Origin of the sequence: Cohnella hongkongensis, from assembly GCF_042654645.1 — a bacterium.
Lineage (GTDB): Bacteria > Bacillota > Bacilli > Paenibacillales > Paenibacillaceae > Cohnella > Cohnella hongkongensis.
Genome location: NZ_JBHSEP010000004.1, coordinates 259,871 through 275,138, shown reverse-complemented (window position 1 = coordinate 275,138; position 15,268 = coordinate 259,871). Strand labels below are relative to the sequence as shown.

Annotated in this window: 13 protein-coding genes and 1 riboswitch; of the genes, 6 read left to right on the top strand and 7 right to left on the bottom strand. The window is 60.6% G+C overall.

Annotated features, from left to right (window positions below):
* Positions 1-2: 2 nt before the first annotated feature.
* On the bottom strand, positions 3-1,484 hold the full coding sequence (locus ACFO3S_RS08515; RefSeq protein WP_378094369.1) for a DUF4153 domain-containing protein: 1,482 nt from the start codon (positions 1,482-1,484) through the stop codon (positions 3-5).
* Positions 1,485-1,629: 145 nt separating this feature from the next.
* On the opposite strand from ACFO3S_RS08515, the gene ACFO3S_RS08510 reads away from it, so the two are divergent.
* Positions 1,630-3,507 (top strand): ABC transporter substrate-binding protein, encoded by a 1,878-nt coding sequence (locus ACFO3S_RS08510; protein WP_378094367.1) that lies wholly within the window; start codon positions 1,630-1,632, stop codon positions 3,505-3,507.
* A 127-nt stretch (positions 3,508-3,634) separates the two neighbouring features.
* Here ACFO3S_RS08510 and ACFO3S_RS08505 read toward each other — a convergent pair whose 3' ends face one another.
* On the bottom strand, positions 3,635-4,597 hold the full coding sequence (locus ACFO3S_RS08505) for a carbon-nitrogen hydrolase family protein (protein WP_378094365.1): 963 nt from the start codon (positions 4,595-4,597) through the stop codon (positions 3,635-3,637).
* A gap of 193 nt (positions 4,598-4,790) precedes the next feature.
* On the opposite strand from ACFO3S_RS08505, the gene ACFO3S_RS08500 reads away from it, so the two are divergent.
* The gene (locus ACFO3S_RS08500) at positions 4,791-5,444 is read left to right on the top strand and encodes a MerR family transcriptional regulator (RefSeq protein WP_378094363.1); all 654 of its coding nucleotides are present in this window, start codon (positions 4,791-4,793) and stop codon (positions 5,442-5,444) included.
* Between the two features lie 214 nt (positions 5,445-5,658).
* Positions 5,659-6,672 (top strand): polysaccharide deacetylase family protein, encoded by a 1,014-nt coding sequence (locus ACFO3S_RS08495; protein ID WP_378094361.1) that lies wholly within the window; start codon positions 5,659-5,661, stop codon positions 6,670-6,672.
* A gap of 64 nt (positions 6,673-6,736) precedes the next feature.
* Here ACFO3S_RS08495 and ACFO3S_RS08490 read toward each other — a convergent pair whose 3' ends face one another.
* Positions 6,737-7,258, bottom strand: coding sequence for a class I SAM-dependent methyltransferase (locus ACFO3S_RS08490; protein WP_378094359.1), 522 nt, complete (start codon positions 7,256-7,258; stop codon positions 6,737-6,739).
* Positions 7,259-7,376: 118 nt separating this feature from the next.
* A complete protein-coding gene (locus tag ACFO3S_RS08485) occupies positions 7,377-8,102 on the bottom strand; it encodes an SDR family oxidoreductase (protein WP_378094357.1) in 726 nt (241 codons plus the stop codon).
* A gap of 203 nt (positions 8,103-8,305) precedes the next feature.
* Here ACFO3S_RS08485 and ACFO3S_RS08480 point away from each other — a divergent pair, with 203 nt between their 5' ends.
* On the top strand, positions 8,306-9,283 hold the full coding sequence (locus ACFO3S_RS08480) for a MerR family transcriptional regulator (RefSeq protein WP_378094355.1): 978 nt from the start codon (positions 8,306-8,308) through the stop codon (positions 9,281-9,283).
* Entirely contained in the window at positions 9,270-9,956 is a 687-nt protein-coding gene (locus tag ACFO3S_RS08475) for a class I SAM-dependent methyltransferase (RefSeq protein ID WP_378094353.1), read from the top strand. The genes ACFO3S_RS08480 and ACFO3S_RS08475 overlap by 14 nt, the downstream gene beginning before the upstream one ends.
* Positions 9,957-9,963: 7 nt before the next feature.
* Here the strand turns inward: ACFO3S_RS08475 and ACFO3S_RS08470 are convergent, their stop codons facing one another.
* From ACFO3S_RS08470 to ACFO3S_RS08460, 3 genes are all read right to left on the bottom strand, one after another.
* Positions 9,964-10,932 carry an HD-GYP domain-containing protein gene (locus tag ACFO3S_RS08470; RefSeq protein ID WP_378094351.1) on the bottom strand — a complete coding sequence of 323 codons (969 nt, stop codon included), beginning with the start codon at positions 10,930-10,932 and terminating at the stop codon, positions 9,964-9,966.
* Positions 10,933-11,012: 80 nt separating this feature from the next.
* Positions 11,013-12,878 carry a DUF342 domain-containing protein gene (locus ACFO3S_RS08465; RefSeq protein WP_378094349.1) on the bottom strand — a complete coding sequence of 622 codons (1,866 nt, stop codon included), beginning with the start codon at positions 12,876-12,878 and terminating at the stop codon, positions 11,013-11,015.
* A gap of 63 nt (positions 12,879-12,941) precedes the next feature.
* A riboswitch (cyclic di-GMP riboswitch) is annotated at positions 12,942-13,030 on the bottom strand.
* Between the two features lie 107 nt (positions 13,031-13,137).
* Positions 13,138-14,223 (bottom strand): branched-chain amino acid aminotransferase, encoded by a 1,086-nt coding sequence (locus ACFO3S_RS08460; protein WP_378094347.1) that lies wholly within the window; start codon positions 14,221-14,223, stop codon positions 13,138-13,140.
* 123 nt (positions 14,224-14,346) lie between these two features.
* Here ACFO3S_RS08460 and ACFO3S_RS08455 point away from each other — a divergent pair, with 123 nt between their 5' ends.
* On the top strand, positions 14,347-15,234 hold the full coding sequence (locus ACFO3S_RS08455; protein ID WP_378094344.1) for a LysR family transcriptional regulator: 888 nt from the start codon (positions 14,347-14,349) through the stop codon (positions 15,232-15,234).
* Positions 15,235-15,268 lie beyond the last annotated feature (34 nt).

Sequence of the window (15,268 nt, the reverse complement as noted above, 5' to 3'; positions counted from 1 at the left end):
ATCTAGGGCTGGTTCATCTCCTGCAAGGCCTTCCTGGCCCAATAAACCGACAGGTTAAAAGAGCGCCAATCCCGGCTTTCGCGGTTCAGCTCGTCGCGGCGGGCAGCCAGCAGCTTCGTCATCTCCGCATCATCGCTCTCCTCCGCGAACCTGGCCAGAACAGGAATCGCGTCCGCCGACAACCGGTTCAAGTAAGACCGATCGATCTTGCCGGTCTGCTCGAAGCGGGCGATGTTGTTCTCGGCGATCAGCCGGTCCATGCCGACGTAATTGATCAACGTATACGCCGCAACGCTCAGAATGATAAAGCACTTCGACAAGGGCACGAGCGGAGTCCGGATGCGCAGCGCTGCGACCAGCAGCAGGAAAGCCAGATAGATCATGAACGCATAGACCAGAAAGCGGATGTACGTGTAGCCGTAGGCTTCCTCGTACATGGCCAGCCGGATGTAGGCCGAGTACAGCATGACGCCCGAGCAGCCGACCAGCACGTAGAGCAGAGCGTTCACCCTCCCGGGTCTCGTTCCCCCGCAGGTCAGAGCCGCGATCAGCAGCCCGAAGTTGATCGCCGATACCGCCGCCAGCTCGCCGAAGCCTCTGCGCGCATATTCCGCGTAAGTCGTTCCGTCCGGAAGCGCGCCTTCCCAGGCGCCGAACAGATAGGTGAACTGTATGGCGACGAACAGAACGTATACCGCGTTGACCGCCAGCAGAACGGTCGTCAGGACGACGGAATCGATTCGCGGCTTCGGAGACTCGGCGGCGGCCGCGCCGCGCGCAGCCCGATTCCTCCGGGGCGGCTTCGCGAAGCTCCAGAAGTAAATGGCGAAAAGGATGCCGAAGACCGCGATCCACAGCAGTCTTCCGAACAGCTCGCTCATGGAGAAGCGGTTGATCCACTCCGGGATGCCGTTCAGCAGCCGGTTAAACGCGCCGTCCGCCGAGGCCAACAGAGGGATGACGACGAGCAGCAGCGGAACGGCCAGCACGAGTCCTGCGGCGATTTTGCCCGCCGTCGCTTTGCGCTCCGAGCCGAGCCGTCTGAACAGGACGACTTTTAACACGCGGAACACCCTCGGAATCTGAAGCAGACTAAGAGGAATCAGGTGGCGGAGCGTCTCGCCGACGATGCGGACATCCCACCAGGCGATCCGGTTCGCTCCTCGCACAATCGCCAGATGGAGAAAGATCAGAGCGGGAATCGCCAGAAAATTAAGCGCCTGGAAGACCGGATTGCGGAACAGCCCGTAGGTCAGAGACAGAAGCAGAATCGCCGCAAGCAAAAACCAGCCGAATCCCGTCGTCTTCGCCAGCTGTTTTCTCCAGTCGTGGAACAAGTAGACATACAGAAGCGCAATAAACAGCGGATAGGAAAATCCGGGCGCGTGGTCGTAAAACAAATATTGACTGACGGCGGCCAGCGCGAAGGCGCCGACCAGCGCGAGCAAAGAGCTGCCGATATCCGATTTCCGGGTCGCGAGCAAGACGATTCCTCCGTTTCATGGGTTTCTAATGCCTATTGTAGGTGTTAAAATAGGAAGATAAATAGAAACTAATCGTTGGTAAATTTCCTATTTTAGCGGATGCGGACGGGTTCCGGGAAAACGAGCAAGAGAGGAGAGGCGACCGATGAAGCTGCATCAACAATTTCTGCTGCTGCATTCGCGGCTGGGAGGGGCCGGCGCGGAGCCGACGACGCTGGACGAGATCGCCAGGCTGCTCGACTGCACTCCGCGCAACGCCGCTAATGTCGTCCGCGCGATGAGCCGCAACGGGTGGGTCGCCTGGGCGTCGTCCCGGGGAAGAGGCCGCCGTTCGACGCTAAGCTTTCTGGCGCAGGCGGAGGATATCGCCGCGCAGGCGATGCTGCAGGCGATCAACCGCAAGGACGTCGCGCGCGCGATAAGCCAGATCAAGATCCATCGGCACTCCTCCGCTCTTCAGGAGCATCTGCAGGGCCGACTGCTCTCCTACTTCGGACACCACGTCGAGACGAGCAAGGACCGGCAAATCGATACGCTCCGCATCCCGATTCGCCAGCCGCTGCATACGGTCGATCCGCTGTATATGAACCTGCTCGCCGAGTCGTTCGTCGCCAGTCACGTATTCGACGGACTGGTGCGCCGTTCGGACGAGGACGACGCCATCAAGCCGGGCATCGCCCATGCCTGGGAGGCGGACGAGACGCGCACGCGCTGGACGTTCTATCTGCGCAAGGAAGTGCTGTTTCATCACGGCAAGGTGCTCGGCGCCGAAGATGTCGTCTACAGCTTCGAGCGGCTGGTGCGGTCGCCTCGCCGGACGCTGTACAGCTTTATTTACAAGCAGATCAAGTCGGTGCGCGCTCTGAATCCGACGGTCGTCCGCTTCGAGCTGGAGGAGCCGAACGAGCTGTTCCTGCCCTTCCTGTGCACGAGCCGGGCGGCGATCGTTCCGAAGGATTTGAACCAGCTCGGAAGCTACCGCTTCGGCACCGAGCCTGTCGGAACGGGGCCGTTCAAGGTGACGCAGATGAACGAGTCGATCTGCGCGATGGAGGCGTTCGGCCCGTATTATCAGGGGAGAGCCCATCTCGATCGGGTCGAGATCGTGCACGTTCCTTGGGCGGCGACGGCGGAGGAAGCGGAGCTTCCGGGCGATAACGGAGGGGAGAGCGCCGCGGCCGAGCAGGTTTCCCCGTTCCACGTCATTCCGAACGCGGCCGCCGGAGGCGCCGGATGGAGCCGAATCCACTCGGAGACGACCGTTCGCAAATTCATTACGTGCAATACGAAAAAGACCGGACCTCTTCGTGATCCGGCGCTTCGGGAGTTTCTGTTTCGCTGTCTGGACGGCCTCGGCGGAAATGCCGATCTTGCCGATCTTGCCGATGTGCCGGTGGAAAAAGCGGAACCCGCCCAAGGTACGCAGGCGGCGGAAGTTTCGAGGGGCACGGTAGACGCAGAGGGAACGGAGAACGGTGGCCCGGCGGGGCCGGGAGGCGCGGATACTGGAGGCGCGGAGCTCCCGCCGGCGTTGTCCGGGCGTGCTCCGGTGAGCCTGAGGATTGCGACGATACTGCCGTACAAGGCAGATGCCGAAGCGCTCGCCCGCACGCTAGGGGGATTCGGATTCAACTGCGAGGTTGCCGCCGTCTCGCCCGAGGAGTTCAAGGGCGAGATTCGGCTGGAGTCCGATCTGATTCTGTTCTCGCTGCTGCGGGACCGGGACGAGGAGCTGCGGCTCTGCGATCTGTACCGGACTATGGCCGAGCATGTCGACGCGCATTCGCGAATCGACATCGAACAATGGTTGTCCCGGGCGCTCAGGGAGCCTCAGCCCGAAGCCCGGCTTCGCAGCCTGAACCGGATCGAGGCGATGCTGATCCGGGAGCGGCAGCTTCACATCCTGTCGGAGAAACCTCTGCCGACCGCCTATCTTCCCACAGTCCGCGGCGTCACCTTCAACTCCCAAGGCTGGGTCAACCTGCGCACGCTCTGGTTTCCTCCGGAAATGCCGGAGGAGTAGGAAATCGCGGAACCGGCACTGTCGACTGCAGCATGCGTTTGGCACGAAAAAATCGCACAACAGCTCTCGCGCGGCATCGGTCGCGACGGTTCTGAACGAAAACATGGGCGCAAGGAGATGCGATCTGCTAGAGGCCTCCCTTGCTCAGCTCGCGCTCGTAAACGTCCGGTTTGCGGTCGTAGAAAGGCGCCACTCCGCCGCGGGTGCGGTTCTCGCGCAGCAGATCGTAATCCAGCTCGGCGATAACGGATGCGTCGACATTCGTCTCCCCGGCAGCGAGCACGCCGTCTGGCACGAACGGATAATCGCACGGCGCGAAAGCTCCCGCCTGGCTGTACCCGGCATCCACCTGCGGACGCTCCTCGGACAACGCGCCGACCAGCCCGCTCAGCACGACGAAGAGCTGATTCTCGACGGCCCGCGCCTGGGAGCAGTGTCGAACCCGATAATAGCCGAACGCGCTATCGGTATAGGACGGACACAGAATCGTCTCCGCGCCTTGCAGCGCCGCCGCTCTCGCCAGTTCCGGAAATTCGACGTCGTAGCAGATCAGGATGGCCGTTTTCCCCCAGGGCGTATCGAAGACGTTCAGTCCGGTTCCCGGGGCAAGCGGCCAGTGCCTCTGCTCCTCGGGCGTAAGATGAATCTTGCTCTGCCCCTCTACCCGGCCGTCGGGAAAGAAGAGGAACGCCCGATTAACGAAGCCCCGCGGACCATCGTCCATAACCTCTCCGGCGCCGGCGCCAGCACCCTCGCCATCCAGATCCGACAGGCCGGCGCCTTCCTTCTCGCCGTTTCCCTTGCACACATGCGTCCCCGCCAGAATCGCGATGCCGGTCTCTCGGCTCAGCGCGCCAAAAAAACGCATGTACTCGCCCGTCCTCCGATCCAAGTACGCGCAGGCTTCCTCGTGCGACATCGGCGGCTCCAAGCTGAGCAAGTGCGTCGTCGTATACTCGGGAAACACGATCAGCTCCGCTCCTCGCTCCGCCGCGTCTCTCGTCTTGTCCGCGAGCCTCGTCCAGAACTGCTCCTCGTTCCGTATATCGGTCAAACCGTATTGCGCCGCAGCGACGGTCAGCTTTGTCATATTCGTTAAGCTCCTCTCCAATCGAAATGCTCATTGCCGTCTCCCTATTGTACCACGATTCGCCAGCCCTATGATGGGCATCGATTTTGCACTTTGTTTGCCGAATCGCCACTACCTTTGTCGTCCTCGCAGGGGGACGGAAACGCGTCTCGAATAGGGTAGACAAAGAACTTTGCGAATGGAGTGAGCGCAAATGCGAAACCTGAAAACGAGAGAAGCTTCGGAACGGCTCGGAGTCAGCCAGACGACCGTCAAACGCTGGGCGTCCCACTACCCCTCTTCCTTCCGTAAGGACCCGCTGGGACACTACGTGTTCTCCCAGCGCGAATTCGGCCTGCTCCAATATATCCAGAGCGAGATCGAACGGGGACAGACGCTGGAGCAGATTTCCCTTCCCGCCGCCCCCGCTCCGGTTCACCATGCCGCCGCGGCCGAAGCGCCGAGGCTTGCAGAGCGTACATCGAGTAGCTTATGGCCGGTTCCCCATGCGGTCGCGGCCGAAGCGCCCCCCTCCTCTTCTTCAGGCGTAACGGCGGACGACAAGAAGGAACTGCTCGCGCGCATGGTCGAGATCGAGCGCATCCTGGACCAGAAGGCCGACGAGGTCGTCTCCGCTCAGGTGCGCCAGCACCGGACCGAGCTCGACGAGCTTCGCCGCATCGTGGCCCGGCTGTCTGCCGCCGTCGAGGCGCTGCAGAGCCGGGCGGCGGCGATGGTCGAGACGGCCAGAGGCGAGGAGATGCGTTTGACCGCCGCGCACCCTGCCTTGCCTTCCGCCTCGCAGTCCGCCCCGAAGTCTGCGGCGCTTCCGGAGAGAAAGAGGAAGCTGTTCCGCACGTTCTTCTGACCGCCGTCCGTGAAACAAGCCGTCCGACAAAAAGTTTTAAAAGCCGCACCGGAACCCCTAACTTTTTTCCCTCGACTACGTCTAATTAGATGACCAAAAAGAACGGACTGCGAAATCGGTCGGCGCGGCCGGGGATGGGGATCTCTGCCGCGCCGATCATCCCCGAGCGCCTCTCTTTTCTGGTTGGGAAGAGGAAGTTTTGGAGGATCAGGCCATGTGGGGAAAAAGATTAACCTTCGGGCGTGCTTGCCTTAGCGCGCTCTGTATCGTGATGCTGTCGGCGGCGCTGACCGGGTGCACTCTGCTCCGGGAATGGCAGATTGCCGGAATGACGGGAGTCGGCCCGGACGAAGCTTCGGCGAACGCGCCGGACGCGGAGCCCGCTGAGGAGACGGACGCGGAATCGGCTGAGGAGAAGGCAGCGCTGGCGGGGGCTCGCCCTTCGGGCGCTCTGCCGGAGGCCGAGACGGCGGTTCATCCTTCGGACGCTCTGCCGGAGACCGAGACGGCGGTTCACCCTTCGGACGCTCTGCCGGAGACCGAGACGGCGGTTCACCCTTCGAAGCCGGACCGAGGACCCGCGTCCCCCACTGCCAAGCCGGCGGACGAAGCCGAGCGTCGTCCTCGCGTCGCCTTGACGTTCGATGACGGTCCGGACAACAACTATACGGTAGAAATTCTCGATATTCTGAAGAAGTACGACGTGAAAGCGACTTTCTTTCTCGTCGGCACCCAAGTGAAGAAATTCCCGGAAACGGCCAAGCGTATCGTCGATGAAGGCCATGCCGTCGGCAATCATTCCTGGTCCCACGGCGATCTGACGAAGCTGTCGTCCAAGGCGAGAGCCGAGCAGCTCGACAGGGCCCAGCGGATCATCGAAGAAGCGACCGGCGCATCTCCGCGATTGGCCCGGGCACCTTACGGGGCGCTGTCGAAGGAGGCGCTGGCGACGATTCACGAAAGCCGTATGAAGCATGTCGCCTGGACCGTCGACACGAAGGACTGGGCCGGCACCTCCGTAGAGGACATGTACGAGAACGTGATGAGCCATACCCGGGACGGCGGAATTATTCTGATGCATTCGTTCGGAGGACGCAAGAACGCCCTCGAGCATACGGTGAAGCTGCTGCCGAAAATAATCGAAGACCTGCGGGCCGAAGGCTACGACCTCGTGACGGTGGAAGAGATGATCGACTCCGGCGAGTATAACGCCTCGGCCATCAAATAGCGAAAAATAGAGCAAGAAGCCCTCTTCTTCGCGACCGATTCGGTCCGAGGAACGGCTTCTTGCTCTATTTTCGATAGACGTAAATTCGGGTCCGGTACATGTCCCGGCACGTGACGATCCGCTCCGGCTGCCACCCGGGCAGCGCGAAGCAGACGCTGACGACGAGGGAGCCGGAACTTAGCTGCTCCGCCAGCAGCGGCCCGAGACGCTTCATTGCCCCCGGATACAGATAGCAGACGACGGCGCCGGCTTCCCGGTAGGGGAAGCCGTACAGATCTCCCCTGCGGAAGACGACGGGGGGCTCCCCTTCCCGCCCCCGGAACAGAACCCTTGCCGCGAGCCGGGACACCGCAAGCGGGACCGGCGAGTTCTCCACCCCTGCCACCTGCCAGCCCGGGCAGTGTTTGGCGAGATGGACGCCAAGCGTCCCCCAGCCCGATCCCGCTTCCACAAGCAAACCGCCGCCGATCCGATTCACCTCGGCCGCCACCGCTTGCCTTACTCGAAGAGACGACGGCATCGGCGAGATGCCGTTCCGCCAGCTTGTCCACACGATCGAGAGCGCGGCCGCAAGAGCTGCCGCCATCGCCAATACGGCGAGCGAAACGTTAACGTTGATCCTCCTCTGCCTCCCTGCGCTTGCAACCGTTCGTTAACGTTACGATACACGCCGCCGCGGATTCGCGCAAGACGAAGCCTCTCGTTTACCAGGCAACCCTGCCCCGGTCGTCGAAGAAGCCTCCGGAAGGCTCCCCGTCCGGCAGCGTCGCCAGTCTGACCGCCGTCCTGGCGCCTTCCTCCGGCGAACGGCTTCCGGCATACTGCGTCATGTTCGTCGCGCAGTAGCCCGGATCGGCCGAGCTGACGACGATCTTCGTGCCCCGCAGCTCGTTGGCTAAGAATACCGTAAGCGCATTTACCGCCGTCTTCGAGGAGTTGTAGCCCAGCGCAAGGAACGAACCCAGCTCGAATTCCGGGTCGCTGTTCAGGCTCAGAGAGCCCAGGGAACTCGACATGTTCACGATCCGTCCGGCCTCCGACTTGCGGAGCAGGGAAAGCATCGCTTTCGTCACCCGGAACGCGCCGAAGAAGTTCGTCTCGTACACCTCCTTCAGCCGATCGACGTCTGCTTCGCTCGGCAGCCCTTCCGGGAGAAAAATGCCTGCGTTGTTGACCAGAATGTCCAGCTTGCCGTAGGAGGCCGCCACGTGATCCCGGACGCGGTCCACAGAATTCTGTTCGGTCACGTCCAGCCTGACCGCATGCGCCTCGATTCCCTCCCCGGCCAGCTTGTCCGCCGCCCGCTCGCCTTTGCCCGGATCCCTGGCTCCGACGATGACCGTAATCCCCCGCCGCCCCAGCTGACGGCAGATCTCGAAGCCGATGCCTTGATTGCCGCCGGTTACGAGCGCAATCGTTGAATTGCCCATTCCCTTTGATCGCTCCCTTGCCTCCATAATGAACTTTCCTCCCTATTATATTTTTGGATGATTTTGGAGGTAAGGGATCGAAGTCCTCTCTTCCGTCACATAAAAAGTGACAATCGGGCGCAAAAGACGCGACGAGGCGAGACGACCTCTTTACTTTGACGCTGGGACAACGTTTAGAATAGATGCGAAGGGGGAAATCGGGTATGAACATTAAAGAAGCGGCGGACAAGCTGGGCGTCACTCCGAGGGCCATACGCTTTTACGAGAAAAAAGGGCTGCTCTCCCCTGCCAAGCAGGCGTCCAACCGGTACCGCACGTTCGCAGAGCCGGATCTGTGGCGGCTTCAGACGATCGTGTCCTTGAGAGAGGCGGGCATGTCCGTGTCCGATATCAAGCAGGCGTTGGAAAAATGGGCGGACGACGATATGGAGGAGCTCCAGTACTATCTGGAGCTGCAGCGATCGATTCTGATGTCGGAGTGGCTGCAGCTGAAGCAGATCGTGGAAACGACCGACCGCATGATCGAGCTGCTGAGGAGCGAGCGGACGCTGCCGATCGAGCATATTTTCGGACTGGCCAGCGCCTCGAAGCAGCTCAGGAAGCTGCGCGCCGATTGGAGAGATCGATGGGATTACAACCGGCTGGCTCCGACCCACGACGAGCGGGTGACCGCCAGCGAAGGAGACTATGCCGACTACGAGGAGGCGCTGGAGAGAATCGTCCGTCTGATCGAACCTGTCCGGGGGGAGAGAGGGCTCGACATCGGGACGGGAACGGGCAATCTGGCCGGCAAATTTCTGGCGCGCGGATGCGCGATGTCCGGCGTCGACCAGTCACGCGAGATGCTGCGTCTATGCCAGGCGAAGCATCCGGACATGGAGACGAGGCCCGGCAACTTCCTTGCGCTTCCCTATTTGCGGGAGCAGTTCGATTTCGTCGTCTCCAGCTTTGCTTTCCACCACCTGGCGGACGGACAGCAGCGGCTCGCGCTGGAGGAGATGAACCGGGTGCTGAAGCCTTCGGGACGAATCGCCATCGCCGGCCTCATAGATCCGCCAGCCTCCCGAAGCTTGACCGGCTGGTTCGAGGAGAACGGGTACTTCGCCGATGCCCGCCGTCTGAATGAACGCCTTTACATTTTGCACGCCTATAAGGAGGGGTCCAACGATGCCGAATCATGACGCCATCTATCGGGAAGAAGCCGAGCAGTATCACGAGATGATCGCCAGGCAGCCGAATCTGCTGCCCGTTATCGAAGAGATTGTCCCGGTCCGGGGTTTGGATATTGTCGACATGGGCGCCGGGACGGGCAGACTGTCCGCCGTTCTCGCCCCCCTGGCCAAGTCTTTGATCTCCCTGGACGCCTCGGAGGCGATGCTCCGAGTGACGGAGCATCGCCTCCGGGCCACCGGCCTCGCCAATTGGTCCGTGCGCGTCGCCGATCACCGGGAGCTCCCGGTCCCCGACGGCAGCGCGGATCTGGTCGTCTCGGGCTGGAGCGTCTGCTATCTGACCGCCGCGGACGTTCCCGGCTGGGAACGGAATCTGGAACGGATTATCGCAGAGATTAAGCGGGCGCTTCGGCCGGGAGGCGCGGTCGTCCTCTTCGAGACGATGGGCACCGGATGCGAAAGCCCGGCTCCGCCGGCGCTGCTGCAGCCGTATTATCGGAAGCTGACCTCGGATTACGGATTCTCCTATCGCTGGATCCGTACGGACTACGAGTTCGACGATGCGGCGCAAGCCGAACGGCTGGCCCGCTTCTTCTTCGGAGACGAGTTGGGCGACCGGGTAGCCGCCGACCGGCTCGCCCGATTGCCCGAATGCGCCGGCGTCTGGTGGCTGAAGCTCTGACGCCGGTCTATACGATTCTTTCCAGAGCGGTAGCCGGCTCCTTGCTCAGGTCGATATATTGCCCGTTCACCTCGACGACGGGCCGGACGGGGTCGCTTGCGCTCACCATGACGATCCGGCCTTCGCGGCCGTCCGTCAGCACGATCTGGTTGCCGATCAGCATGTCCATGATCCGCTTCAGGAAGCTGAGCGTAATCCCTGGCTCAAGAGTCCCGTAGACGTTGTCCGCCAGCTCCTTCAGCACCTGGCAGAGCGGCAGCGGGCTCTTGTACACCCTTTTGGACATCATCGCATGGAAGACATCGGCGACCGCGACGATCTTGCTGAAGACGTCGATCCCGTCTCCGCGCAGACCGAATGGATAGCCGCTCCCGTCCTCTCGCTCGTGATGCTGCAGCGCCACATAAGCGTGGCGCACGGGAACCCCTTCCGACTGCCTCAGGATTTCGAAGCCGAACACCGTATGCTCCTTCACGATTCTGAATTCCTCTTCCGTCAGACGCCCCGGCTTGTTCAATATCGCCGCCGGGACCCTGGACTTGCCGATATCGTGGAGAAACCCTGCGATCGTCAGCTCCGTCAGCTGCGGCTCGCCGATCCCCCGGGATTTGCCGATCAGTCTCGACAGCAGCGCTACGCCTATGCTGTGCCGATAGACGTACTCGTCATGAACCTCCAGGTAATGGAAGATCCGATTCAAATTCGGATGGTTGCTCAGCTCCAGAATGAGAGGGACAAGCTTATCGCGAACGCGGGCGAACGGAATTCGTTCGGTCCGCTTCGCGCATTCGAACATTTCCCGGACTTCCCAAATCGCCGAATCGATCAGATGAACGATCGACACCGCCTCCACATCCTGCTCGCTGAGAGCGACGCCCTGTCTGGCCAGCAGCCGGACATCGCGATCCGTCAGCACCCGCGAGACGGGAACGACCAGCGTGCCGCTGTCGTTGTAGATGTTGCGATTGACTCGCATCCCGATATATCCCTTTAGTTGACTCGAACCCATGTTCATCCCACCATGCTAATCTTTATGTTGCGCTTAGGGTCGACCGTTTAGATGTGCCTCTTCAAGGCCTGAACATCGAATACCGTGCGCCCGACCGGCTCGAAAATGTCCTTGCAGTACTTTCCGACGCAGACTCGCCCGGAATACATTTTATTCACCTGAACCTTTCGCCTTGCTTTCAGCACCGAGTTGGCCCCGGTCTGGCCGCCGACGGTCATCGCCTTGATGCTGTCGCCGGCGTCGAGCCGAGAACCCCGGCATATCGCCTGTTCTGACAGGAAGACGATGTTCCGGGCGGAATACAGCTCGCACAGCAGCACGCCGTCGCGGTGAATGACGATGTCTCCGTTCGACTTCAATTCGCTGCCCTGGCATTGGTTGATGCTGATCTCCACTTGCTCCTCCTGCATTCGGGCCACATCCCCGTGAGTGTCCTGAAGCAGCGCGAGAAATCCCTGGACGAACTCGCGGGTAGCCGTCTCGATCAGCTTCGTCGGCATCGTGAACACTTCGGAAATTTCCTTCAGCTTCTCGTACTCCGTCTGCCGGATGTTGCGAATGTTGGTGATGACGAACTGCAGCTCCTTGATCAGCGGAACGATCTCCCTCATCTTCGTCTCGAGGAGAAGCTGCACAATCTGGCCGAAGCGCACCGGCTGCCGCTTCGCCTCGAGCGCCCCCTCTAGCGTCCCGGACGCCGCGAGCAGCTTCTCTATCCAGTCGCAAAGCTGCTTGGACGTATGATAGAGACGATTGAACAAGACGCCGAAGTAACCGGAATACAGCCGACTGGAAATGACATTGCCGCGAACATTGATGCTGCCAGTGGCCGTGATCGTCGAATTGAACACATGACCGTAGACGTACACGTTGCCGAGCGATTCGACGATCATGTTGTCGGTGACGTCCCCGCAGACGATCACGTCTCCGGAAAACACGATATTGCCGGTCGAAATATCTACGTTGCCCGAGACGACGTACGAAGTGGAGACGTCGAACGTCTTGATCTTCCCCCCGGTTATTCTGGGCCTCCCCTGCTTCCTCGCGATGACCTGGCCGTCCGGGGTCAGCTCGACGCTGGGCTTCGTCAGAATAAACAGATCCTTGGGAGGCTGCGGCAGCGTAATGTTGCCCAACACGTCGTACCCGGCGGTTCCGTCCACCATCGGAATTTTCCGGGCCATCAGATCGCCCTTCTGGACGGTCGGAATCCGAAGGTGGTTGCGAAAGTCGATCACTCCGTCGGCTTCGAAAAACTCGCTCCTCACCTGCTGATCGAAATAAATTTCCAGCCGGGCGTCCTCGCCCTCTACCGACGGCTTGCCGCTGGCCACGACGACAGGCTCGAAGGTCGGGTTCAGCAGCTCCCTCTGAATGGCGCCGAATTCGATGCGGGACTTGATCGACATCTCCTCGAGCCTCGCCACCACGTCGGCTAACTGGACAGTTTTCAGAACGATGCTCTCGTCGTCCTCCGCCCGGACGATCACTCTCCGGTCGGGGCCGGCATCGACCAGTCTGGCCGCATAACGCTCTTTCGCGAACAGGCGCAGATGGGCCTGCAGCTTGTCCTCGGTAATCGTAATCTCGAATAGAGGCTGCTCCTCGATGCCCCACGTCATTTTGTCCTCGGCCCGCACTTGGGCTTCCCAGGCCACTTCCTCGCCGTTGACGAACAGCCGCACCGGGCTCATCGGGTAGATAACGGCATACTCGCCTCCGGGCCCGGGATTCTGCACATAGATTTGCTGATTGCGAACCCGAATCGTGCCGTCCTGTCCGGGAGAGCGCCCCCCCTCCTCCCGTTCGTCCGGTGCGGGCGCCGTCTCCGGCTCCCCCTCCCCGTCTTCGCCGCCGATATCCAGCCGGCGAATCAACTGTCTCAATTCGGATTCGGAAATATGCTTGTTCAAGCTTCACACCTCGCGACAACAAAAAAGACACTCTCCCGAATGGGAAAGTGCCTTAACGCTCCATTCGGCGGCCTGGCAGCCGTTGAACTGGGAAGTTCTTTAGGCCCATAGCTTTGCGTCCCTATCTTTCGAAAGGTTTGCCGTTTCCTGTATGCGTCTCCTCGATGTATATTTAACTAGTAAAATTGAACATCTCCGCCTATTTACGTCGTGCATCACTATTAATTATAAGTCTATAGTCGCAATGATTTCAAGAGATTTATCGATTAACCGCCGATTCCAGCCGGACGATCCATCCGAACGGATCCTCGACCGTTCCCCTCTGGATCCCCGTCATGAAGTCGTACACTCGGGCGGACAGCGGTCCGGTGCGCCCACCGTTCAACGTCAGCTTGTCGCCCCGCCAGTTCAACTCACCGATCGGAGAGATGACGGCCGCCGTGCCCGTGCCGAACGCTTCCTCCAGCGTTCCCTTCCGATAAGCCTCGACCAGCTCGTCGATCGAAACTGCGCGCTCCTCGACGTCGATCCCCCAATGCTTCAGCACTTGAAGGACGGAATCCCGCGTTACTCCGTCCAGAATGCTTCCGTTCAGCGCGGGGGTGACGACTTTGCCGGCGATCTTGAAGAAGACGTTCATGCTGCCGACCTCTTCGATATATTTGCGGTGCACGCCGTCCAGCCACAGCACCTGCGAATACCCTTTGCCGGATGCCTCCTCTTGCGCTTTAAGCCCTGCCGCGTAGTTGCCCCCGGTTTTGGCGTTGCCGACGCCGCCCGGCACCGCGCGGACGTATTCCGACTCCACATAGATCGTGACCGGGTTAATCCCTTCGGCGTAATAAGAGCCTACCGGGGACAAAATAATGATGAAATAATAGCTCTCCGAAGGGGATACGCCCAACGTCGCCTCGGTCGAGATGATGAACGGGCGAATGTACAGCGAAGTGCCCTCGTCTGTCGGAATCCAGTCCTCGTCGATCTCCAGCAGCTTCTTCAGCGCGGCCATCGCCAGATCCTCGTCGACCGGCGGAATGCTGAGACGGGCGTTGGAGCGGTTCAGCCTCTGCAAATTTTTGAAGGGCCGGAACAGCAGCGCCGATCCCCCCGGCGTCTTGTAGGCCTTCATGCCCTCGAAGACGGTCTGGCCGTAGTGAAACACTTTGGCGGCCGGATCGAGCGAGATCGGCTGGTAAGGTACGATTCTCATATCGTGCCAGCCTTGGCCTTCCGTATATTCCATGATAAACATATGATCCGTGAACTGCTTGCCGAAGACGAGCGACGAAGCTTCGGGTTTCTTCTTGGGGGCGGTCGTCCGCTCTACCGCGATGTTGTGGGCCATGTCCGCTTCTTCTCCTCCTTATTATGCGAGCGCTTTATAATTGAATGATACCAGAGCGGGATGTATATTGATAATATCTGTTTTGTCGGTAATGTATACCTTTCAGGTATGGAGGCGGTTTACATGGATATGCGGCAGCTTCGTTACTTTCTCGCGATCGCGCACGAAGGACAGATTACCCGGGCGGCCAAGCAGCTGAACATGGAGCAGCCTCCGCTCAGCCGCCAGCTCAAGCAGATGGAGCAGGAGCTTGGCGTCGTGCTGTTCGATCGCAACGGCAAGCGGCTTCAGCTAACCCAGGCCGGGGAGATGCTGAGAGATCGGGCCATCGCGCTGATGAAGCAGTTCGAAGATACGATCACCTACGTGCAGGAGCTCGGAGAGGGCGTACAGGGCGTTCTGTCGATCGGCGCGGTCGTATCGTGCGTCTCGCTGCTCCCTCCGGTTCTCCGCCGATTTACGGAGAAATATCCTCAGGTGACCTTCAAAATCCAGGAGGGCGATCACTTCCTGCTCGGGGAGCTGCTTGAGAACCGGGAGCTCGAATTTATCGTCACCCGACTTCCGTTCCAGTCCGACTTCCAATCCCAACACTATTCGATGCTTCCGCTGCCTTCCGATCCTTTCGTCGCGCTGCTCCCGGCGCAGTGGCTTCCGGCCGGGAAGACGTCGATGACGTTGGAGGAGCTCGCGCAGTTCCCGTTCCTGACTCTGAAGACGGACAGGACGACTGGCATGCACAATCAGGTGTTTCACGAGTTCAAGCAGTTGGGCCTGGAGCCGCGAATCGTCAGCGAGTGCTCCAGCGTCGCCATCGCGATCTCTCTCGTCGCCGCCGGGATCGGGGCGGCCATCCTTCCGAAGTCGGTCATGAACGCCTTCGCTCCGCCGAATGTCGTGCAGATCGCGATCGGCAACGTTCGCCTCGAGAGCGAGATCGGCGTCATCTGGCTTCGCCACCGCCACCTCTCGAAGAGCGCCCGTCATCTCATGGAGATGCTTGTGGAATAAGACGGAGCCGTCCGGAGGCCGTCCCTGCCTGCAG

Coding starts and splice junctions, on each gene's coding strand:
- ACFO3S_RS08510 (WP_378094367.1), top strand. CDS start 1,630: ATGAAGCTGCATCAACAATTTCTGCTGCTGCATTCGCGGCTGGGAGGG.
- ACFO3S_RS08505 (WP_378094365.1), bottom strand. CDS start 4,597: ATGACAAAGCTGACCGTCGCTGCGGCGCAATACGGTTTGACCGATATA.
- ACFO3S_RS08500 (WP_378094363.1), top strand. CDS start 4,791: ATGCGAAACCTGAAAACGAGAGAAGCTTCGGAACGGCTCGGAGTCAGC.
- ACFO3S_RS08495 (WP_378094361.1), top strand. CDS start 5,659: ATGTGGGGAAAAAGATTAACCTTCGGGCGTGCTTGCCTTAGCGCGCTC.
- ACFO3S_RS08490 (WP_378094359.1), bottom strand. CDS start 7,258: ATGGCGGCAGCTCTTGCGGCCGCGCTCTCGATCGTGTGGACAAGCTGG.
- ACFO3S_RS08485 (WP_378094357.1), bottom strand. CDS start 8,102: ATGGGCAATTCAACGATTGCGCTCGTAACCGGCGGCAATCAAGGCATC.
- ACFO3S_RS08480 (WP_378094355.1), top strand. CDS start 8,306: ATGAACATTAAAGAAGCGGCGGACAAGCTGGGCGTCACTCCGAGGGCC.
- ACFO3S_RS08475 (WP_378094353.1), top strand. CDS start 9,270: ATGCCGAATCATGACGCCATCTATCGGGAAGAAGCCGAGCAGTATCAC.
- ACFO3S_RS08470 (WP_378094351.1), bottom strand. CDS start 10,932: ATGCGAGTCAATCGCAACATCTACAACGACAGCGGCACGCTGGTCGTT.
- ACFO3S_RS08460 (WP_378094347.1), bottom strand. CDS start 14,223: ATGGCCCACAACATCGCGGTAGAGCGGACGACCGCCCCCAAGAAGAAA.
- ACFO3S_RS08455 (WP_378094344.1), top strand. CDS start 14,347: ATGGATATGCGGCAGCTTCGTTACTTTCTCGCGATCGCGCACGAAGGA.